Source organism: Streptomyces sp. NPDC039430 (assembly GCF_055639435.1).
Map to the genome: position 1 here is coordinate 79572 of NZ_JBVKAK010000017.1, position 20489 is coordinate 100060.

Genomic DNA, 20489 nt, shown 5'->3' on the forward strand with positions numbered 1-20489 from the left:
CGGTTACGACAGGTCGAACTGCCCGGCCACCTGCTGGATCTTCACGATCACGAACTCCGCGGGCCTGACCGGCGCGATACCGATCACGACATTCACCACTCCGCGCTCGATATCGGCCTCGGTGGTGGTGTCCTTGTCGCACTTGACGAAGTAGGCCTCGCGCGGTGTGCCGCCCTGGAAAGCGCCCTGCCGGAACAGATCGTTGAGATAGGCCGAGGCCTTCAGCCGGATCTGCTGCCACAACTGCTCGGTGTTGGGTTCGAAGACGACCCACTGGAGACCGCGGTAGAGACTCTCCTCGACGTGCAGCGCGAGCCGGCGCACCGGTACGTACTTCCACTCGCTGTCGAGCGCGTCCGCGCCCTGGAGCGTACGGGCGCCCCACACCAGCGGACCGACCACCGGGAAGGTGCGCAGGGAGTTCACGCCCAGCGGATTGAGCAGTCCGTTCTCCCGGTCGGTGAGTTTGACCGTCAGCGACCGGACCCCGGCGAGCCGCGCCTCGGTTCCGGCCGGCGCCTTCCAGACTCCGCGCTCTCCGTCGGTACGGGCGATGACCCCGGCGATGGCACCCGACGGCGGGAAGGCGCGCAGCCGTCCCGTGAGCGGGTCCGTCAGCTGGAGGTGCGGGAAGTACAACGCGGCGTGATCGCTGCGTACGGGTTCGAACGCGCCGATCCCGGCGCGCGCGGCGTCCACACTGCCCCAGGTGGACGGCGAGTCCACGAGCAGGAAGACCCGCCGTTCGCGGCAGAGCTGCTCGGCCGCGGAGAGCACGGTGACCATGTCCTCGGTGGACTCGTACGCCGAAAGCTCGGGCAGGGCCAGCAGATTGACGTCGTCCACATCGCGCAGCGCCTGCACTCCGGTCTTGCTCGCCTCGCTGCCGATGAGGTCGCGCGGTCCGGGCGGATCGCCGTCCTCGCCGCCCCGCAGCGGGAAGACCGGCGGGTTGACCGAGGCCTCAAGGCCCAGGTCGTTGGCGCACTCGCCGACGAACCGCACCACGTCGTCGGGGTCGACGGATCCGGCGACAACCTGGATCCGCCGGCCGAACGCCGTGACCTCGGCGCCGGCGAAGGTGTGCTTGCCCGGGGCGTCGGGGAGTGAGCGCAGCTTGCGCTCCAGCAGGAGGGCCAGTTCCGTGACGCCGCTCGGTGCCTCGCCGTCGTGGTCGGGGTCGTAGAGGGTGAACTCACGCTCCACGTCGCCGATCTTGACCTTCAACTCAACGTTCAGGTTGGGGAGTTCCGCCGAGAAGGGCTTGGAGACCGTGCCGGAGGGGTCGGGCCTGTCCTCGTCCAGGGCCTTCACCCGGACGAGGGACGAACCGGCGTTGACGACCGTCTCCACGAACCGTCCGTGGCCGGCGTTCATCGACAGCCCGGTGAAGGTCTCACGGGCGCCGCCGCGCGCGTCGAGGATCCGGAGGTTGAACGTCCTGTCCGGCGTCGGTGTGTCGTGGTCGACGGCCACCCGAAGCCCCGAGCCCCAGACACCGGGTTCCTTGGCGCGCACCTCCAGCACCGGGCACTGACTGTGCCCCTCGGTGGATTCGAGCGTGACGCAGGCCTCTTCGCCGGTGCCGGCCTTGGCCACGCGCACGATCACGGCGACCGAGCCGCCGTTGCCGAAGAACTGATGGACGGCGTAGCTGACAGCGCTCTGGGAGGTGAGCCCGCCGAAGCGGCGCTCGAAGTCCGCGAAGCTGGTGATCCGCACGGGTTGATTGAGCGGACCCCGGCGGGTGTGTCCCACGAACGCGGTCACCGAGGTGGTGACCGAGGCGATGGTACGGGTGCTGCTGGGAAGCTCTTCGATGTAAACGCCGGGATAGCCCATGTGCGTCGGCATTCCCCCTCCATTCCCTTCGCGCACCAAGAGATGAGGAGAGGAAGTTCGGGGAACGCGCGTATACGCCGATCCGACCGGCCTACGCGCTCTCCGTTTTTTTCCCCGTCACACACCCCGTGCGATATCGGTCTCGCAGGGCCATCCGCATGCGTATGCGAAGGCCGCACGCGTATGCGTCAGTGGCTCCTGATGCATGAGTGCCGCTTGCGAGTCTGGATTGTGTGTCAAGGGATGGTCAAGAGAGTGATTCGGTCATCGACTGATCATTTTCCGCGATGCCGTTCGGAGGTAATAGGGCGTGGTCAGAGGAGCGTCGCCGGAAGGGTATGAAGATGAATTCACGACCGCTTCACAGGACCGCTCGATCCTGCGTGAGAAACAAGCCGAATCACATTTCGTCCGGCGCGCCGCCTTGTGTCCTGATGATGAGGAATGCGCGGTTTGTGCGACGTGTGTCAGCGGGTCAGATACGTGGCCGCACCGCAGGCGCCGCTCGCCACCCCGACGGCCACAACCGCCGCCGCCACCACGCGCGTTCTCAACTGCCGGTAGCGCGCGGTGTATTCGCGGCGCAGTTCGGTTGCGCGATCGGAGATCCGTACGAGCATCGCCCGGGAGGCCGCCGCCCGGTCCGCGGTGTAGACCCGCTCCACGTCCTCACGCTGGGCCGTGGTCAGCCAGGGCAGTTGCGCGGTGAAGCGGGCCGCCTGCCGGCGTACGTCCTCGATTTCCGCACTCCAGAGCAGATAGCCCTCGATCTGGTAGAGACCGCGGGCGCTCTCCTTGTCGGGCTCCACGCCATTCTCCTCGCTCTCCCGGTACGCCGTGTCCAGGAACCGGTACGCCGTGTCCCGGAACCGGTACGCCTTGTCCCCGACCCGGTACGCCGTGTCGCCGCGCCGGGCCGGTCATTTCTGCCGGTCCCCCGGTGCCACGGTGACGGAGGCCCCGGGGTTGTTGAGCGCCTCGTCGAGCAGCCGGATGGACGGATAGTGCAGATCGAACGCGGGGGACTCGGAACGGATACGCGGCAAGGTGATGAAGTTGTGCCGCGGCGGGGGACAGGAAGTGGCCCATTCCAGCGAACGCCCGTACCCCCAGGGGTCGTCGGCCTCGACCTGCTTGCCGTATTTGGCGGTCTTCCAGACGTTGTAGAAGAACGGCAGCATCGACAGGCCGAGGATGAACGAGCTGATCGTGGAGACCATGTTCAGCGCGGTGAAACCGTCGGCGGCGAGATAGTCCGCGTAACGGCGCGGCATGCCTTCGGCGCCCAGCCAGTGCTGGATGAGGAAGGTGCCGTGGAAACCGGCGAAAAGCGTCCAGAACGTCATCTTCCCGAGCCGCTCGTCCAGCATCTTGCCGGTGAACTTCGGCCACCAGAAGTGGAATCCGGCGAACATCGCGAACACCACGGTGCCGAACACCACGTAGTGGAAGTGCGCCACCACGAAGTACGAGTCGGACACATGGAAGTCCATCGGCGGCGACGCCAGGATGATGCCGGTCAGACCGCCGAAGAGGAACGTGACCAGGAAGCCGATCGACCAGAGCATCGGCGTCTCGAAGGACAGCGAGCCCTTCCACATCGTGCCGATCCAGTTGAAGAACTTCACCCCGGTGGGCACCGCGATCAGGAAGGTCATGAACGAGAAGAACGGCAGCAGCACCCCGCCGGTCACGAACATATGGTGCGCCCATACCGTGATCGACAGCCCCGCGATCGCGATTGTCGCCGCCACCAGACCGATATAGCCGAAGACCGGCTTGCGGCTGAAGACCGGCAGGATTTCCGTGACGATCCCGAAGAACGGAAGGGCGATGATGTAGACCTCGGGATGGCCGAAGAACCAGAAGAGGTGCTGCCACAACAGGGCCCCGCCATTGGCCGCTTCGAAGACATGCGCGCCGAATTTGCGGTCCGCTTCCAGCGCGAGCAGCGCGGCGGCCAGAATGGGGAAGGCGAACAGGACCAGTACGGCGGTCAGCAGCACGTTCCAGGTGAAGATCGGCATCCGGAACATCGTCATGCCGGGCGCGCGCATACAGATGATCGTGGTGATGAAGTTGACCGAGCCGAGGATCGTCCCGAAGCCGGAGAAAACCAGACCCATGATCCACAGATCGCCGCCGGACCCCGGCGAGCGGACCCCGTCCGTCAGCGGTGAATACGCGAACCACCCGAAGTCCGCCGCGCCGTTCGGAGTGAGGAAACCGGCCACGACAATGAGCGATCCGAAGAGATAGAGCCAGTACGCGAAGATGTTCAGCCGCGGGAACGCCACATCGGGTGCGCCGATCTGCAGCGGCATGATCCAGTTCGTGAATCCGGCGAACAGGGGGGTGGCGAACATCAGCAGCATGATCGTGCCATGCATCGTGAACGCCTGATTGAACTGCTCGTGCGAGATGATCTGAATACCGGGACGGGCCAGTTCGGCGCGCATGAAGAGCGCCAGCACCCCGCCCAGGATGAAGAACGCGAACGATGTCAGGAGATAGAGCGTGCCGATCGTCTTATGATCGGTGGTGGTCAGCCACCCCACGATGACTTTGCCCGGCTCCCTGCGCCGTACCGGCAGCTCATTCTCGTAGCTGTCGTCGGCCTCCGCCGATTCTTCCGTGCCCGTCGTGGTCACCGCAACGCTCCTCCGGTCAACAGTCCCGTGTGAACTCGGCAGCAGCATGGCGTTGCTTTCACCGGGCCGGTGCGACCTTCTCCCCTCCGGCGCGTCGCGAGAATCGGAAACGGATCCGGCGGAATTCCCGGGAAGCGTGCTGTGACTGGGCCGATGGGCCGCCGTGCCGCGTCTCGGGGCCTCGGCGCCCGGCAATCACCGCCGGGCCACATTCACCCGATCGTGTCCCCCCCCGGTCCCGGTCCCGGTCACGGTGACAGTCACCTCTCACCGTCCGGCTGAGCTTCCGGGCGAGGGAATACGCTCCGGCCCCACCTCGTTGTGCGCGTGGAGTTGACCACTCTCCAGATATCCGAGGGAGAACATCCGTGACATCGACGGCACCGGCGGCATCAGCGACACCGAACGAGCGGGCGAGCAGGGCAGGACAGCTCCTTTCCCGCTCCTTCAGCATCGGGGACCTGGTCCTGCCGAACCGGATAGCCATGGCGCCCATGACGCGCAACTTCTCGCCCGGTGGTGTCCCGGGTGCCGATGTCGCCGAGTACTACGCGCGCCGGGCGGCCGGCGGCGTGGGGCTGATCATCACGGAAGGGACCCATGTGGACCACCCCTACTCCGGGCGCGAACAGCAGATCCCGCGTTTTCACGGGGAGGACGCGCTCGCCGGCTGGGCCCGGGTCGTCGACGCCGTACACCGCGCCGGCGGCCGGATCGTTCCGCAGCTGTGGGCGGAGGGCAGCGGCCGGGTGACCGACGACGAGTCGGTGGCGAAGGCGGTCAGCCCGTCCGGGCTGGGGCTGGACGGCAACCCGGCGGGCCGGGCGATGAGTCTCGCCGAGATCGACGAGGTGGTCGCGGCCTTCGCCACCGCCGCGGCCGACGCCGAGCGCCTGGGCTTCGACGGCATCGAGCTGCACGGCGCGCACGGCTACCTCATCGACCAGTTCCTCTGGTCCCGTACGAACCGGCGTGCCGACGCCTACGGCGGCGACGAGGCGTCCAGGATCCGCTTCGCCACCGAGATCGTCGCGGCCGCGCGCGCGGCCGTGTCGGCGTCCTTCCCGATCATCTTCCGGCTGTCCCAGTGGAAGGCGCAGCACTACACCGCCAAGGTGACCGAAACCCCTGAAGAGCTGGAACGCCTGCTCACCCCGCTGGCCGAGGCGGGCGTCGATGTCTTCCACGCCTCGACACGCCGGTACTGGGAGCCGGAGTTCGAGGGCTCGGACCTGAACCTCGCCGGCTGGGCGAAGAAGCTGACGGGCCGGGCCACCATCACCGTCGGCTCCGTCGGACTGGACAGCGTGTTCCTGGAGGCTGTCGAGCAGGGCAAGGTCAAGGGCGTCGCGGGTATCGACCCGCTGCTCGACCGGCTGGAGCGGGACGAGTTCGACCTGGTGGCCGTCGGGCGCGCGCTGCTGGCCGATCCCGAGTGGGCGGTGAAGACGATCGAGGGGCGGGCGGACGAGCTGGTGCCCTTCGACAACGGCGCGCTGACGGAACTGCGCTGACGGAACTGCGCTGACGGAACCGCGCTGACGGAACCGCGCTGACCGGAGGACCGGCACGATGACGGGACGCGCCGGCCCCCTTGCCACGTCCGTGGCAGGGCCGGCCGTTCCGTCAGGGCCTGTCCCAGGCGCGGCGTTCGTCGTCCCTGGGGGCGTGGACGACCTCCGGGGCGCCGGGCCCGTACGTCATCACCGGGCGCGAGGAGTCCCAGGCGGGCCAGCCCGGATCCCCGGTGGCGGCGAACCGCACCCAGTCGGCGTGCATGGTGTCCGCCAGGGACTGCGGCGCCCCGGTGCCGGTGAGCGAGAGCGTGGCCGGCTCCCGGAGGGTGTCGAAGACGAAGCCGATCTCCAGGGCGTGGCACGCGCCGAGCCCCTGGACGGGCGACGGCCAGGCGAACTCGTAGAAGTAGGTGGCGGCCGGGGCGTTCCCGCGCGCGTCGGCGAGCCGGGTGAGCGGGATACGGAGCAGCCGGTCGGTGGCGAGCGCGCCGAGCAGCTCCCCGGGCGACGCGTCCGGCCGGTTGGCCCGGTACACCGCCGCCGTCCTGCCCCGTACGCCGAAGCGGGCCATGGCCAGCCGCAGGGTGACCGGACCGATCCGGTCGAGCGCACCGCTGGGTATGAACCACAGCCGGTACTCCTCCGAGGTCGTTCCCATCAGCAGACCGATCTCCGCGGCCTGTCCGGCCGCCAGCGCGGCGGCCGGATCGCGGGGCAGCACCTCGCCGTCCACCACGAGATCGAAGCTCGCGCCACCGCCCAGCGGGCCGCCCGCGGTCACCTCGCGCTGAGCCCGCAGCAGCCGGTCGCGGTCCACCCGGGCGAAGGCCGCCGCCGTCGCCGGGACCCGCAGCCGCCGGGCGATGCGCCGAGTGGTGCGCCGGCCCCTGGCCGGAGTGACGGCGGACGGGACACCGCTCTGCAGCACGGCCCGCCGCAGCAGGCCGGCGGAGAGCGGGGAGGCCAGGATCCCGGCGACGGAGAACGCCCCGGCGGATTCGCCGAAGACGGTGACCAGTTCGGGATCGCCGCCGAAGGCCGCCACATTCCGCCGTACCCACGCGAGCGCCGCGAGCTGGTCCCGCAGTCCCAGGTTGGCGGGCGCGTCGGGGAACACCCCGAACCCCTCGATGCCGAGCCGGTAGTTCAGCGACACGAGGACCACGCCGTCCCGGGCGAACGCGGCGCCGTCGTACGTGGGAACGGCCGACGAGCCGTTCCGCAGCGAGCCGCCGTGGATCCAGACCATCACGGGCAGTCCGGCGCCGCCCGGGTCGGGGGTCCACACATTGAGGTTCAGACAGTCGTCCCCCGGCACCGACGGATCGGGCAGCAGCCGGTCCAGCGGCGGGGCGTACGGCGGCTTCGGGGCGGTCGGCCCGTAGGCCGAGGCCTCACGGACGCCGTCCCACGGCGCGGGCGCGGCAGGCGCGCGGAAGCGGTACGGGCCGACGGGCGCCGCCGCGTACGGGACACCACGGAAAACGGCGACCCCGCGCTCGATCCGGCCGCGCACCCGGCCGTACTCGGTGCGAACGACGGGCCCCACGCCCACGATGGGGTCCGCGTCCACGATCGAGCCCGCGTCCACGACGGGCTCCACATCTACGACGGGCTCCACGTCCACGACAGGGTCCGGGTCGGGTTCACTGATCATCCGGCTGTGCTCCCTTCCCTCGTGCGCGCCGCACACGACATGGCTCCTTATACGTCCCCCGTGTGCCCCTCATACATCCTTACGCGCATAGTGATCCCGTTGCCCGTTGCCCGTTGCCCGTTCACCGAGCCCCCGCAGTCCGCCGAGCAAGGAGTGAGGACCATGACCACCGTCACCGCGACCCCCGCCGCCACCGTCGCCCGGCTGCGCGCCACCTTCAACACCGGCCGGAGCAAACCGCTCTCCTGGCGGCTGGCACAGCTCGACGCCCTGCGCCGGCTGCTCACCGAACGGACCGACGAACTCCAGGCGGCCCTGCTCGCGGACCTGGGCAAGAATCCGGCCGAGGCGTACCGCGCCGAGATCGGGTTCACCCTCAACGAGCTGGACCATACGGTCGCGCGTCTGGAGGAGTGGCTGCGCCCCAGGCCGGCCGCCGTCCCCGATGTCTTCCTCCCCGCCGGGGCCCGGATCGTACGGGATCCGCTCGGGGTGGTGCTGATCATCGGCCCGTGGAACTACCCCGTACAGCTCGTGCTCGCGCCGCTGGTGGGGGCGCTCGCCGCGGGCAACACCGTGGTCATCAAGCCCAGCGAGCTGGCGCCCGCGAGCTCGGCCGCCCTCGCCGAGCTGGTGCCCCGGTATCTCGACAGCGAGGCCGTCGCCGTGGTCGAGGGCGCGGTCCCGGAGACCACAGCCCTGCTGGAGCAGCGGTTCGACCACATCTTCTACACCGGCAGTGGGCCGGTCGGGCGAATCGTCATGACCGCCGCCGCCCGCCATCTCACCCCCGTCACCCTGGAGCTGGGCGGCAAGAGTCCGGCCGTGGTCGAGCCGGGCGCCGATCTGGAGGTCACCGCGCAGCGCATCGCGCGCGGCAAATTCCCCAACGCGGGCCAGACCTGTGTGGCGCCCGACTACATCCTCGCCATCGGCGAGACGGCGAAGGAACTGGAACCGCTGCTGACCGCCGCCGTCCGGTCCATGTACGGGGACGATCCCGCGGCCAACCCAAAGTACGGGAAGATTGTCAACGAGCGGAACTTCGACCGGCTGATCCCGTTTCTCGGCGACGGCCGCGTCGTCCTCGGTGGTGGCAGCGACCGCGCGGCCCGCCATATCGACCCGACCGTACTGGCCGACGTTTCGCCGGACGCCCCGGTGATGCGGGAGGAGATCTTCGGCCCCGTGCTGCCGATCATCTCCGTACCGGACCTGGACGCGGCGATCGCCTTCATCAACGACCGCGACAAGCCGCTGGCGCTCTACGGGTTCACCGAGTCCGAGGAGACCAAGCGGCGGCTGACCGAGGAGACCTCCTCAGGCGCGCTCACGTTCGGGCTGCCCGTCTCCCATCTGGCGATGCCGGAGCTGCCCTTCGGCGGTGTCGGCGCGAGCGGCATGGGGCGCTACCACGGCGAGTACTCGATCGAGACCTTCAGCCATGCGAAGGCGGTCGTCGACAAGCCACTGAGCTGACCTTCCGTCAGTTCGCCGGGGCGACGGCGCCGACGGCGCTCGCCGAACCGGCGCTCGCCGAACCGGCGGTGTCGGCACCGGCGGCGCCGGGAGCACAGCGGGCCCCGGTCCCGGTGCGCGAGATCACGTTGACCCCGGGTGAGGTTCCTCGGGAAGGTTGCCTGCATGGACCATGCATCCGCGCCGCCCCCGAGGACTGCCCACTTCGCCGACGGGGGCGTGCGGTGCGCGGCGTACTGACCGGATTCGGCGTCATCGCGGTCGTCATCGGTGTCGGCTATCTGATAGGTCGGCGCAGATATCTCGGGGACAACGGCCGCGAGGTGCTCACCAAGCTCGCGTTCCACGTGGCCACACCGGCGCTGCTGTTCACGACACTGGCCCGGGCCGATCTGTCGGTGGTCCTCTCCAGCAGGCTGCTGATCACCGCGCTCAGTACGGCGGCGGCCGCCGGGGCGTTCGTGGCGGTCGCGCTCGTACGGCGCTGGGACGTGGGGACCACCACGATCGGCGCGCTCTGTTCCAGCTATGTCAACGCCGGGAATCTCGGTATCCCGATCGCCGTGTACGTCCTGGGCGATGCCTCACTGGTGGCGCCCGTGCTGCTCTTCCAGCAGATCGTGGTCACGCCGATCGCGCTGACGGTGCTCGATCTCTCGGGCTCCGGCGAGAAGCGGCCGGTGTGGCAGCGGGTGACGACGCCGCTGCGCAACCCGGTCGCGGCCAGTTCGCTGTGCGGAGTCGCGGTGGCGGCGACGGGGGTGGCGGTGCCGGGGCCGGTGCTTGACCCGTTGGTGCTGATCGGCAACATGTCCGTCCCCGCGGTGCTGCTCGCCTTCGGTATCTCGCTGTACGGCGGCGCCCTGCCGGGCCGGGGCCCCGACCGCCGGCCCGTGCTGCTGTCCGCGGTCCTGAAGTCCGTGGGCCAGCCGCTGGTGGCCTGGGCGCTCGGGGCCCTGGTCTTCGGGCTGCACGGCGCGGCGCTGCTCGATGTCGTGGTGACCTCGGCCCTGCCTGCCGCGCAGAACCTCTATACGTACGCGTCCCGCTATCGGGTCGCCGAACGGCTGGCCCGTGAATCGATTCTGCTGTCCACGATGCTGGCGGTGCCGGGGCTGGTGGTAGTGGCGACGTTCCTGAGCTGACGGCGGTGGTGCCATGCGATCGCGTGGTGCGGCGGCCGGGCAATCGGCCAGGCCAGGCCAGGCGGGGGCGGCCAGGCGGCCAGGCGGCCAGGACAGGACAGGCGGCCAGGCGGTCGGCCGGGCGGTCGGGCGGTCGCGTCCTCAGTCGAACGCGCCGCTGTAGGCGTTGAGCGCGGGCTGGCCGCCCAGATGCGCGTACAGCACCGTCGAGTCCTTGCCGATCTCGCCCGTACGCACCAGATCGATCAGCCCGGCCATGGACTTGCCCTCGTACACCGGGTCGATGATCATCCCCTCCAGCCGGCCGGTGAGCCGGATCGCCTCCAGCGTCGATGCCACCGGGACGCCGTACCGGTCGCCCGCCCACCCTTCGAGCACGCTGATCTCCTCGTCACGCAGCTCACGCCGGAGCCCGATCAGATCGGCGGTGTGCCGCGCGATCCGCCCGACCTGCTCGCGGGTCTCGTCGATCCTGGCGGAGGCGTCGATACCGATCACCCGCCGCGGGCGGTCCTGGCCCGCGAATCCGGCGATCATCCCGGCCTGCGTGGAGCCCGTGACACTGCAGACGACGATCGTGTCGAAGAAGACGTCGTGCTCGGCCTCCTGGCGCTGCACCTCGTACGCCCAGTTCGCGAACCCCAGCCCGCCGAGCGGGTGTTCGGAGGCGCCGGCCGGGATCGGGTACGGTGCGCCGCCCTCGGCCCGTACCTCGTCCAGCGCCTGCTGCCAGGAGTCCTTGATCCCGATGCCGAACCCCGCCGAGCCGAGCCGGACATCGGCGCCCATGATCCGGGACAGCAGGATATTGCCGGTCCTGTCGTTCACCGGGTCGGGCCAGTCCACCCACTTCTCCTGGATGAGCCGGGCCTTGAGACCGAGATGGGCGGCGACGGCGGCCACCTGCCGGGTGTGGTTCGACTGATACCCCCCGATCGAGACGAGCGTGTCCGCGCCCTGGGCCAGCACGTCGGGGACGATGTACTCCAGCTTCCGGGTCTTGTTCCCGCCGTATGCGAGAACGGAGTTGCAGTCCTCGCGTTTGGCCCAGACGCGGGCGCCGCCGAGGAACCCGGTGAGCCGGTCCAGGCTGTGTATCGGGCTCGGTCCGAAGAGCAGGGGATAGCGCGGGAAATCCTCGACGGCCACGGGGAAGGTCCTCTCTGCGGGAAGGCGTCTCCCGGTACGGCCTTCCCCGCGGCCTGCCATGTCAAGAGTCCGGCAGGCTCCCGAGCCGGCCCTCCAGCACGACCAGCAACTCGCCCAGCGAGCCCGCCAGTCGCTCCTGACCACGGGTGCCGAGTCCGTCCAGCAGGGCCGCCTCGTATCCCAGTTGCTCGGGCAGCAGCCGGTCGAGCAGCTCACGCCCCTCGGCGGTGAGGGACATATGGGTGACACGGCGGTCCCGGTCGTCCGGCCGCCTGGCGACCAGTCCCCGCTTCTCCAGCCGGCGCAGCCGCTTGGTCACCGCCGCCCCGGAGGCGAAGGTCTCCCGGGCGATCCGGCCCGGAGTCAGCTCCCGGTCCGTACGGCGCAGGGTTCCCAGGATGTCGAACTCGGGCCGGGTCAGCCGCTCCCGTCCGAGGGGCGCGTCGGTGGCCCGCTGGAGGAGCGCGGAACAGCGATGGAGCCGCCCGATGACCGCCATCGGGGCGGTGTCCAGTTCGGGCAGTACCTGCTGCCACTGCCGCATCACGCCTGCGATGAGGTCCTCGGCCACGGGTACGGCTCCTTTGATCCGGTGTTCCGGTGTCCAGGTTCGGGTGGCCCGGACGGGGGAGGGCGGGCCTGTGTGCTGTGTATCCGCCATGAAGTATTGCCATGAAAAAGATCAGCAGGTGTTTTATACATAAAGGATATCTCGCTCTTCTTATCTCACCGCTACACAAAAGTGGCCAAAGCGCGCAGAATGGATCTGACGCGACTCGATGTCGCGCATCGCGGTCTGACTTGCGCAAGCGAAGGAGGCGAGTCGTATGGCCGACGTCTCACACACGAGGCACGACGTCTCACAGAGGCAGGACGTCTCACATACGAGGCAGGACCTGGCCGGTCATCCCGATGTCCCGGAGATGCGGGAGCGTTACGCCCGCATGCTCGGCGGACGCGATGTGGCGCTCTTGGACGGACCGGTGTTTCTCGTCGGCCTGTTCTGCGCCCTGTCGCCCTGGATCATCCACTTCACGGCCACCCAGCCCGCTCTGGCGGTGCACAACCTCATCATGGGAATCGCGCTTGTGGTGATGGCTGTCGGCTTCACCGTCATGCCTCAGCGCATGTACGGCCTCAGCTGGGCCATGTGCGCCATGGGTGTGTGGCTGATCATCGCGCCATGGATCGTCGGTACCGGTCCGGACAAGGGCATCATCTGGACCAACGCGATCATCGGCGCGCTGACCATCCTGCTCGGTCTGGTGTGCGCGGCAGCGGCGATGAAGAGCGGTCGCAACCGCCGAAGGGCCTGATTCGACCGGCCGGCCCGTCCCGGGAAACCGGGCGGGCCGGCCGCCGTCCCCGGTGACGCCCCCTGCGCCCGTCGAGCAGCCCCGTCAAGCAGCCCCGTCGAGCAGCCCCGGCGAGCGGCCCCTTTCACGGAGTCCGGGAAACGCCTTTCCCGGAGTCTGGGAAAGTGGGGCCATGCAGGCCATGACACGCACCGAACTCACCGATCTCGTCGACTCCTTTCTCGACGGGCCCTCGCCGCTCCCCATCGTGTCCGCGGGTGACCCCGTGCTACGGCGCCCCGCGCTCCCGTACGAGGGGCAGTTGGGGGACGCCCGGCTGGAGCGTCTGGTGCGCGTCATGCGCGAGACGATGCGTGCCGCGCCCGGCGTCGGACTGGCGGCGCCTCAGGTGGGAATTCCCCTGCGGCTCGCGGTCATCGAGGATCCCGCCGAGGTGAGTGACGAGGTGCGGGACGCGCGCGGCCGGGTTCCGCAGCCTTTCCGGGTGCTCGTCAACCCGTCGTACGAGCCGGTCGGCGAAGGCCGGGCCGCGTTCTTCGAGGGCTGCCTGAGCGTCCCCGGCTGGCAGGCCGTGGTCGCACGCCACGCGCGGGTCCGGCTGCGCGGGCAGGACGAGCGGGGACGGGACCTCGACGAGGAGTTCTCGGGGTGGCCGGCCCGGATCGTCCAGCACGAGACGGACCACCTCGACGGAACGCTCTACCTCGACGTCGCCGAGACGCGCTCGCTGTCCAGCACCGAGCACGCCGTCGAGCGCTGGTCGCAGCCCACCCCCTCCCTGGCCGCGGCGGAACTGGGTTTCACGCTCCCAGCCTCCTGACCGGAGTGCCTCTCCGAAACCGCTGAGCACCACTCGGGAATCCGCTCAGGACACCCCCCGGGAAACCGCCCGGGAAACCGCTTGGGCACCAGTTTCTGGAGTTCCGGACGAGGCGTCAGATTCCCATGTTCATGCCGCGGCCGCTGTGGCAGACTGCCCGACGTAACGGTGGCGCTCGGGGGGTGCTGTGGTGCGTAGAGGTGGGACGTGAGCGAGCCGCGCTCCGCGCCGACGATCGGCCAACTCGTCCTCAGCAAGCAGTTGCAGACCCTGCGCGAGGGCGCGGGCCTGAGCCGGGAGCAGGCGGGCAAGCTGCTGCGCGTCACCGCCGCCACCGTCCGCAGGATGGAGACGGCCGAGGTCTCGCTCAAGATCCCCTACGTACAGATCCTGCTGCCCGCCTACGGCGTGCCCGCGGACGAGGCCGAGATGTTCCTGCGGCTGGCGGACGAGGCGAACGAACCCGGCTGGTGGCAGCGGTTCTACGACATACTCCCCGACTGGTTCAGCGGATATGTGAGCCTCGAAGAGGCCGCCACGACCATTCGCTCCTACGAACCGCACTTCGTGCCCGGTCTGCTCCAGACGGAGGACTACGCCCGTGAGGTCCTCACCGCGGGCGCCCTGGGCCGGATGACCGACCCCGGCAGGATCGAACGCCATGTCGCGCTGCGCAAACGGCGCCAGGCGCTGCTGACCCGCGCCGGCGCGCCGGCGCTCTGGGTCGTCCTGGATGAAACGGTACTGCGCAGACCCGTCGGCTCGTCGGCGGTGATGCGGGCACAGATCGACCGGCTGCTTGAGGCGACGGAACTGCCCAATGTGACGATCCAGATAGCCGAGTTCGCCGCGGGCCATCACCCCGGTACCTACAGTCCGTTCGTACTGTTCCGCTTTGATATGCCCGAAGTGCCCGACATGGTGTATATCGAGTATCTGACCGGCGCTCTCTATCTCGATCAGGACGCCGAGGTCGCCGAACATATGCAGGTCATGGATCGGATGGTGGCCCACGCGGAGCCCGCCGGCCGGACGAGGCACCTCCTCGCCGCGTTCCGCCGGGCGATCTGAGGTACGGTGCCTGCCATGGGTACGTACTCGAACTTCCGTGCAGCGGAGCCGCGCCACAGCGGCCCCCACGGTGAGTGCGCGCCCCGCGGCCACAGCTTTCTGCGTCGCCGCGGCCGGGTGGGATCTCCCCCGGCCCGTTCCTGTCGCTGATCCGCGACGTCACCCGTAGCCCCACCGGCCCGTTCTCGACGGGCTCGTCCGCTCCGGGATCCCGCCTCCGCCGGACTGCCCCGCGTGTGCCCGCCGCCGTTCCTCCAGAGGAGACCCGTGACCATCACCGCCCCGTCCGCCGCGTCCGCCCTTTCCGCCGCGTCCGCTCCTGCCACCGCGTCCGTACCGTCCGTCTCACCCATACTGCGTGATCACCGCATACCCGCCGACGGCCTGTACGAAGGCCCCAAGGTGCTGCGCCGCCTCCCGGAGGAGTGGGAGGACCGGCCGTACGAGCTCTTCGACGTCGTCCCGCAGGGGCGGATCATCGGTGCCGAGATCCGCGGGATCGACCTGTCCGTACCGCCGGCGCCCGCCGTACGCGAGGAGCTCAACCGGGCGCTGCTGGAGTGGAAGGTGCTCTTCTTCCGCGGACAGCGTCTGTCGTCCGACGCGCAGCGCGCCTTCGCCCGCAACTGGGGCGAGTTGGAGACCAATCCGCTGCTGGCCACCGGAGACGCCCCGGAGGTGGTCCGCTTCGACCGGAGCGCGGTGCCCACCTTCGAGAACGTCTGGCACGCGGATGTGACGTTCCGCGAGCGGCCCGCGATGGGCGCGGTGCTGCAACTGCGCGAGGTGCCTCCGGTCGGCGGTGACACGATGTGGGCCGACATGGCGGCGGCGTACGACAATCTCCCGCGGAGCGTGAAGGACCGTATCGACGGCGCCCGCGCCGTGCACGACTTCGTCCCGGGGTTCGCGCGCTTCTCCTCGCCCGCCCAACTCGCCCCGTTCCAGGAGCTGTTCCCGCCCGTCGAGCATCCTGTCGTACGGCGTCACCCCGAGACCGGACGGCGGATGCTGTTCGTCAACATCTCCTTCACCACGCGGATCGTAGGGCTGGAGCGTGCGGAGAGCGACCGGCTGCTGCGCCTGCTGTTCCAGCAGGCCCATGTGCCCGAGTACCAGGTGCGGTTCCGCTGGCAGGCGGGGGACATCGCCTTCTGGGACAACCGCGCCACCCAGCACTACGCGGTCAACGACTACGCCCCGCACCGCCGGGTGGCCGAGCGCGTCGCCATCGCGGGCGACCGGCCTTTCTGACGGCGCCACGGCTGCGACGGCTGCCACGGCCGCCGCGGTTGCCGCGCCCCCACGGCATTGCCGCCGCGGCGTGGCAATGCCGTGGCGGGACGGATCGTCGTCTTCCGCGCAGTGCCGGGGAGGGGCGAGTGCGCGGCCGGAGCCGTGGCCGGCCGACTCCGGAGCCGTCTGTTCCTCTTGGTGAACGGCTGTCTTGACAGCCGTCTCCCCGGGGGTTCACGATGCGCGGGTGAACCTGTCAGACAGCCAGACAGCTGGCGACGCGCCCAAGCGGATCAGCGCCCTGGAAGCGGTGCTCGGTCATCTGCGCGGTGCCATCGAGCGACGTGAGTACGCCGTGGGGGACAAGCTCCCCTCCGAGGCGGAGCTCTGCCGCCGCCTGGAAGTGAGCCGACCCGTGCTCCGGGAGGCGCTGCGCGCGCTCCAGACCATGGGGCTCACGGTCTCGCGCAGCGGCAAGGGCACCTTCGTCGTGTCCCACGGCCCGGTCGAGGACCCGACCTTCGGTGACTACTCGGCGAGCGACCTCCTTGAGGTGCGCCGCCATGTGGAGATCCCGGTGGCCGGGTACGCGGCGCTCCGCCGTACCTCCGAGGACCTCGACCATCTCGCGCATCTGCAGGAGCGGATGGAACGGGAGACCGACACCACCGCGTGGGTGGCGATGGACACCCTCTTCCATCTCGCGGTCGCGCGGGCCGCCCAGAACCCCGTCTTCCGGAGGGTCATCGAGGAGATCCGCGACGCGCTGGCCCGCCAGTCGGCGTTCCTCAACGATCTGGGCGGGCGGCGCGAGCAGTCGAACCGGGAGCACCAGGCGATCGTCGACGCGCTCGTCGACCGTTCCGAGCGTGACGCCGTGGAAGCCATGACCCACCATCTGGCCCGCGTCGAGTCGACGTTGACCACCATCGTGCGCGCGCCGCGGCGCGCGGTCCCGCCCGCAGATGGCGACGACCCGGCGTGAACGAACCGTCCCTCCAGAAACCTCGGCCAGCGGGCAACGCACCCGCGCCGGACGGTGCGGCGCACATCGACGCCGGTGACGCCGGATACGGCAAGTCCCCGAAGCCCCGCCGCATCAACATGATCGCCATCGGCGGGGCCCTCGGCACCGGGCTGTTCCCCGGCGCGGGCGGCAGGCTCGCCTGCGCCGGGCCCTCGTCGGCCGTGGCCTACGCCGTCCGCGGTGTCTTCGCCTTCCTCGTGGTGCGCGCCCTCGGAGAGCCGGTGCCGCACCGGCCGTCCTCCGGGGCGTTCGTCTCGTACGCCCGTGAGTTCCTGGGCGAGAAGGGAGCGCTCGTCGCGGGCTGGTTCCTGGTACGGGCCCGGGTCGGGACCGTACGGGAAACCGCGTCCGGGACCGCTGCTGCCGGGGCCGGGACTTCCACCGGCACCAAGAACGACAACGAGAGTTGATCATGAGCCACTCCACGCCGGCGGGCGCCATTCCGCCAAGCCCCTCGCGCCCCGCGCAGCCCCCTGCTCCGGAAGGCACCCCTGTGCGGGAAGAGCGCCCCGTACCGGGGGAGCCCCCCGCCGTCCGCGAGCCGGCCCATGTCCCCGTCGCGCATGTTGTACGGGGAGGTGTCATCGAGGGCGTCCACCACGGCTCGGTCGTCGTCCTCGCGGCGGACGGTGGCGTGGAGTTCCGCGCGGGCGACATCGAGGCCGCGTTCTACCCGCGCTCGGCGCTCAAGCCCGTGCAGGCGGTCGGACTGCTGCGTGCCGGACTGCCGGCGCTCGACAGCGAGTCGCTGGCCCTCACCGCGGCCAGCCACTCCGGGGAGGAAAGCCATCTGGCCGTGGCCCGGCGCATCCTGGACGCGGCGGGACTGACCGAGGACGACCTGCGCAACGTGCCCGATCTGCCGTACGACCCGGCGGTTCGGGACGAATGGATCCGCGCCGGGCGCGGCCCCAGCCGGCTCGCCCAGAACTGCTCGGGCAAGCACGCCGCCATGCTGATGACGGCCAAGGCCAGGGGCTGGCCGCTGGAGAACTGCCTCGACCCCGGGCATCCGCTCCAGCGGGAGATCGCCTCGACGGTCGAGGAACTGACCGGGCAGGCCATCGCACGGGTGACGGTCGACGGATGCGGCGCGCCGCTCTTCGCCGTATCCCTGCACGGTCTCACCCGGGCCGCGGCCCGGATCGCGACGGCCGCGCCCGGTACCGACGAGGGCCGGGTCGCGCACGCCATGCGCGAGCACCCCGGGATGGTTTCCGGCAGCGGACGGGATGTCGCCCGGCTGATGCGCGCGGTCCCGGGACTGCTCGCCAAGGACGGGTTCGAGGGCGTGCAGATCGTGGCGCTGCCGGACGGGCGGGCGGTCGGGGTGAAGATCGCCGACGGCGCCGACCGCGCCAGGATGCCGGTGACCGCCGCGGCCCTCGCCAGATGCGGGATCGACCCGGAGATCCTCGCCGGATTCGACCGCGTACCGGTCATCGGGGGCGGACGGGAGGTCGGAACCCTGCGTGCGGCAGGTGCCCTGGCACCCTTCTTCGCCCCGTCGGCCGGTTCGCGGACCGGTTCGGTCCCGCCCGCCGCGTAACACCGTTCCGCCTCCCTCAACCGTTCCGCCTTCCCCCACCGTTCCGCCTTGCCCAGCCTCTCCTCCAGGTCTCCCCGCCGTCTCGCCTTCCGCCGTCCCGCCGCCACGGCACACCCACCCGCAGCTCTCACGAAGGACCCCGACATGACTGCCGGCCACCGCCGCGAACACGATCTGCTGGGCGACCGCGACATACCAGCCGACGCGTACTGGGGAGTGCACACCCTGCGCGCCTCGGAGAACTTCCCCATCACCGGTACGCCGATCGCCGCCTACCCCCATCTGATCAACGCGCTCGCCGCCGTCAAGGAAGCCGCGGCCCGCGCCAACCAGGACCTGGGGCTGCTCACCGCGGAGAAGGCCGACGCCATCGCCGCCGCCTGCCGGGAGATCAGGAACGAGGGCCTGCTGCACGACCAGTTCGTCGTGGACGTGATCCAGGGCGGCGCCGGTACGTCGACCAACATGAACGCCAACGAGGTCATCGCCAACCGGGCGCTGGAGCTCCTCGGCCACGCCAAGGGCGACTACCACGAGCTGCACCCGAACGAGGACGTCAACCTCAGCCAGTCGACGAACGACGTCTATCCGACCGCCGTCAACGTCGCCACGATCATCGCCGTCCGCGAACTGCTCGACGCGGTGACGATCCTGCGCGAGGCGTTCGCGGCCAAGGCCGAGGAGTTCCGCGAGATCCTCAAGATGGGCAGGACCCAGCTCCAGGACGCGGTGCCGATGACTCTCGGCCAGGAGTTCTCCGCGTACGCGGTGATGCTGGAGGAGGACGAGTGCCGGCTCGCCGAGGCCGTCTGCCTCGTCCATGAGATCAACCTCGGCGCGACCGCCATCGGCACCGGCCTCAACGCCCCGGTGGGTTACGCGGAGGCCGCCCGGCGCCATCTCGCCGCCATCACCGGGCTGCCCCTGGTCACGGCGGCCAATCTCGTCGAGGCCACCCAGGACTGCGGCGCCTTCGTCCATCTCTCCGGCGTGCTCAAGCGCATCGCGGTCAAGCTCTCCAAGAGCTGCAACGATCTGCGGCTGCTCTCCTCGGGACCGCGCGCGGGCTTCGCGGAGATCAATCTGCCGCCGGTGCAGGCGGGTTCCAGCATCATGCCGGGCAAGGTCAACCCGGTGATCCCCGAGGTCGTCAACCAGGTGGCCTTCGAGGTGATCGGCAACGACGTCACCATCACCATGGCGGCGGAGGCGGGGCAGCTCCAGCTCAACGCCTTCGAACCGATCATCCTGCACTCCCTCTCGGAGAGCATCACCCATCTGCGGGCCGCCTGTGTCACGCTCGCGGAGCGCTGCGTGTCCGGTATCACCGCCAATACCGAGACGCTGCGCGCGAGCGTGGAGAACTCCATCGGGCTCGTCACCGCGCTCAACCCGCATATCGGCTACCTCGCCGCGACCGAGATCGCCAAGGAGGCCCTCGCCTCCGGGCGCGGTGTCGCCGAACTGGTCCTGGAACGCGGGCTGTTGCCGGCCGACCGGCTCATGGCCCTGCTACGGCCCGAGGTGATCGCGGGCACGGGTGCGCCTACGGGTACGGAGGCGGAGGCGGGCGCGGCCTGACGGGGGGCCGCGCCCACGCCGGCGCGGCGTGCCCCCGCCGGTGGAGGGGCGCGTGTCCTCTACCGCCTCCACGCGTTACACCGACCATGAACGCGTATCGATTTCTCACCGCCGCCGCGGCAGGCTCCGCGCTGCTCGCCGCCGTCGCCCCCGCCGCCCAGGCGGTCGAATTCGGCTCCACCCTGAGCAGTACGGCGCAGACCGCGGCGGCCGTGGGCACCAAGGCCAAGCCCGTTGTGGAAGGCGTCCTCGGGAACAAGGTCGACAAGAAGGTGGGCGCCGTGAAGGGCGCGGTGCAGGCCGGGGCCGACGCGGTGAAGGCCGGGAACGATCTGATCAACTGAAGGGAATGACGGTGGGTGGGGGCGGTGCCGGGCCGGCGCCGCCCCCACCGTCATGTCAGGGGCCGGAATTCAGGGGTCCGCGTGAGCCTCGTCCAGGCATGGTTG

Annotated in this window: 17 protein-coding genes and 1 pseudogene; 12 read left to right on the forward strand and 6 right to left on the reverse strand. The window is 70.0% G+C overall.

Annotated features, from left to right (window positions below):
• Positions 1-3: 3 nt before the first annotated feature.
• The 3 genes from ACZ7LS_RS30800 to ctaD form a co-directional block, all read right to left on the reverse strand.
• Positions 4-1854 (reverse strand): phage tail sheath family protein, encoded by a 1851-nt coding sequence (locus tag ACZ7LS_RS30800; RefSeq protein WP_382524396.1) that lies wholly within the window; start codon positions 1852-1854, stop codon positions 4-6.
• Positions 1855-2309: 455 nt separating this feature from the next.
• Positions 2310-2651 carry a hypothetical protein gene (locus ACZ7LS_RS30805; RefSeq protein WP_382524398.1) on the reverse strand — a complete coding sequence of 114 codons (342 nt, stop codon included), beginning with the start codon at positions 2649-2651 and terminating at the stop codon, positions 2310-2312.
• A gap of 111 nt (positions 2652-2762) precedes the next feature.
• The gene (ctaD, locus tag ACZ7LS_RS30810) at positions 2763-4493 is read right to left on the reverse strand and encodes an aa3-type cytochrome oxidase subunit I (protein WP_382969747.1); all 1731 of its coding nucleotides are present in this window, start codon (positions 4491-4493) and stop codon (positions 2763-2765) included.
• A gap of 368 nt (positions 4494-4861) precedes the next feature.
• Here ctaD and ACZ7LS_RS30815 point away from each other — a divergent pair, with 368 nt between their 5' ends.
• A complete protein-coding gene (locus ACZ7LS_RS30815) occupies positions 4862-6007 on the forward strand; it encodes an NADH:flavin oxidoreductase (protein ID WP_385136090.1) in 1146 nt (381 codons plus the stop codon).
• A 112-nt stretch (positions 6008-6119) separates the two neighbouring features.
• Here ACZ7LS_RS30815 and ACZ7LS_RS30820 read toward each other — a convergent pair whose 3' ends face one another.
• A complete protein-coding gene (locus ACZ7LS_RS30820) occupies positions 6120-7667 on the reverse strand; it encodes a carboxylesterase/lipase family protein (protein WP_385136092.1) in 1548 nt (515 codons plus the stop codon).
• A gap of 162 nt (positions 7668-7829) precedes the next feature.
• Between ACZ7LS_RS30820 and ACZ7LS_RS30825 the strand changes: the two genes are divergently transcribed.
• Both ACZ7LS_RS30825 and ACZ7LS_RS30830 read left to right on the forward strand, forming a co-directional pair.
• Entirely contained in the window at positions 7830-9146 is a 1317-nt protein-coding gene (locus ACZ7LS_RS30825) for an aldehyde dehydrogenase family protein (protein WP_382675402.1), read from the forward strand.
• 224 nt (positions 9147-9370) lie between these two features.
• Positions 9371-10291: an AEC family transporter gene (locus tag ACZ7LS_RS30830; protein ID WP_382675405.1), complete on the forward strand. Its 921-nt coding sequence runs from the start codon at positions 9371-9373 to the stop codon at positions 10289-10291.
• 141 nt (positions 10292-10432) lie between these two features.
• On the opposite strand, the gene ACZ7LS_RS30835 is transcribed toward ACZ7LS_RS30830, so the two are convergent.
• Together ACZ7LS_RS30835 and ACZ7LS_RS30840 are read right to left on the reverse strand one after the other, a co-directional pair.
• On the reverse strand, positions 10433-11440 hold the full coding sequence (locus ACZ7LS_RS30835; RefSeq protein WP_385136096.1) for a 1-aminocyclopropane-1-carboxylate deaminase: 1008 nt from the start codon (positions 11438-11440) through the stop codon (positions 10433-10435).
• A gap of 61 nt (positions 11441-11501) precedes the next feature.
• Positions 11502-12011 (reverse strand): MarR family winged helix-turn-helix transcriptional regulator, encoded by a 510-nt coding sequence (locus tag ACZ7LS_RS30840; RefSeq protein ID WP_382524412.1) that lies wholly within the window; start codon positions 12009-12011, stop codon positions 11502-11504.
• A 256-nt stretch (positions 12012-12267) separates the two neighbouring features.
• Here ACZ7LS_RS30840 and ACZ7LS_RS30845 point away from each other — a divergent pair, with 256 nt between their 5' ends.
• The 9 genes and pseudogenes from ACZ7LS_RS30845 (at position 12268) to ACZ7LS_RS30885 (ending at position 20384) form a co-directional block, all read left to right on the forward strand.
• Positions 12268-12756, forward strand: a complete 489-nt coding sequence (locus ACZ7LS_RS30845; protein ID WP_382524414.1) for an SPW repeat protein — start codon at positions 12268-12270, stop codon at positions 12754-12756.
• Positions 12757-12937: 181 nt separating this feature from the next.
• Positions 12938-13576 (forward strand): peptide deformylase, encoded by a 639-nt coding sequence (gene def / locus ACZ7LS_RS30850; protein WP_385135713.1) that lies wholly within the window; start codon positions 12938-12940, stop codon positions 13574-13576.
• Between the two features lie 207 nt (positions 13577-13783).
• A complete protein-coding gene (locus tag ACZ7LS_RS30855; protein WP_382674538.1) occupies positions 13784-14647 on the forward strand; it encodes a helix-turn-helix domain-containing protein in 864 nt (287 codons plus the stop codon).
• A 351-nt stretch (positions 14648-14998) separates the two neighbouring features.
• Positions 14999-15901, forward strand: a complete 903-nt coding sequence (locus tag ACZ7LS_RS30860; protein ID WP_385135715.1) for a TauD/TfdA dioxygenase family protein — start codon at positions 14999-15001, stop codon at positions 15899-15901.
• Between the two features lie 229 nt (positions 15902-16130).
• On the forward strand, positions 16131-16868 hold the full coding sequence (locus tag ACZ7LS_RS30865) for a FadR/GntR family transcriptional regulator (RefSeq protein WP_385135648.1): 738 nt from the start codon (positions 16131-16133) through the stop codon (positions 16866-16868).
• A pseudogene (locus ACZ7LS_RS30870) lies at positions 16865-17257 on the forward strand (amino acid permease); the annotation flags it as partial. The gene ACZ7LS_RS30865 and the pseudogene ACZ7LS_RS30870, both read left to right, overlap by 4 nt.
• A gap of 146 nt (positions 17258-17403) precedes the next feature.
• On the forward strand, positions 17404-18459 hold the full coding sequence (locus ACZ7LS_RS30875; RefSeq protein WP_382524420.1) for an asparaginase: 1056 nt from the start codon (positions 17404-17406) through the stop codon (positions 18457-18459).
• Between the two features lie 144 nt (positions 18460-18603).
• Positions 18604-20040: an aspartate ammonia-lyase gene (gene aspA / locus ACZ7LS_RS30880; protein WP_385135652.1), complete on the forward strand. Its 1437-nt coding sequence runs from the start codon at positions 18604-18606 to the stop codon at positions 20038-20040.
• Between the two features lie 86 nt (positions 20041-20126).
• Positions 20127-20384, forward strand: a complete 258-nt coding sequence (locus tag ACZ7LS_RS30885) for a hypothetical protein (RefSeq protein WP_382524424.1) — start codon at positions 20127-20129, stop codon at positions 20382-20384.
• The last annotated feature ends 105 nt before the right edge of the window (positions 20385-20489 follow it).

Coding starts and splice junctions, on each gene's coding strand:
- ACZ7LS_RS30800 (WP_382524396.1), bottom strand. CDS start 1,854: ATGCCGACGCACATGGGCTATCCCGGCGTTTACATCGAAGAGCTTCCC.
- ACZ7LS_RS30820 (WP_385136092.1), bottom strand. CDS start 7,667: ATGATCAGTGAACCCGACCCGGACCCTGTCGTGGACGTGGAGCCCGTC.
- ACZ7LS_RS30825 (WP_382675402.1), top strand. CDS start 7,830: ATGACCACCGTCACCGCGACCCCCGCCGCCACCGTCGCCCGGCTGCGC.
- ACZ7LS_RS30845 (WP_382524414.1), top strand. CDS start 12,268: ATGGCCGACGTCTCACACACGAGGCACGACGTCTCACAGAGGCAGGAC.
- def (WP_385135713.1), top strand. CDS start 12,938: ATGACACGCACCGAACTCACCGATCTCGTCGACTCCTTTCTCGACGGG.
- aspA (WP_385135652.1), top strand. CDS start 18,604: ATGACTGCCGGCCACCGCCGCGAACACGATCTGCTGGGCGACCGCGAC.
- ACZ7LS_RS30885 (WP_382524424.1), top strand. CDS start 20,127: ATGAACGCGTATCGATTTCTCACCGCCGCCGCGGCAGGCTCCGCGCTG.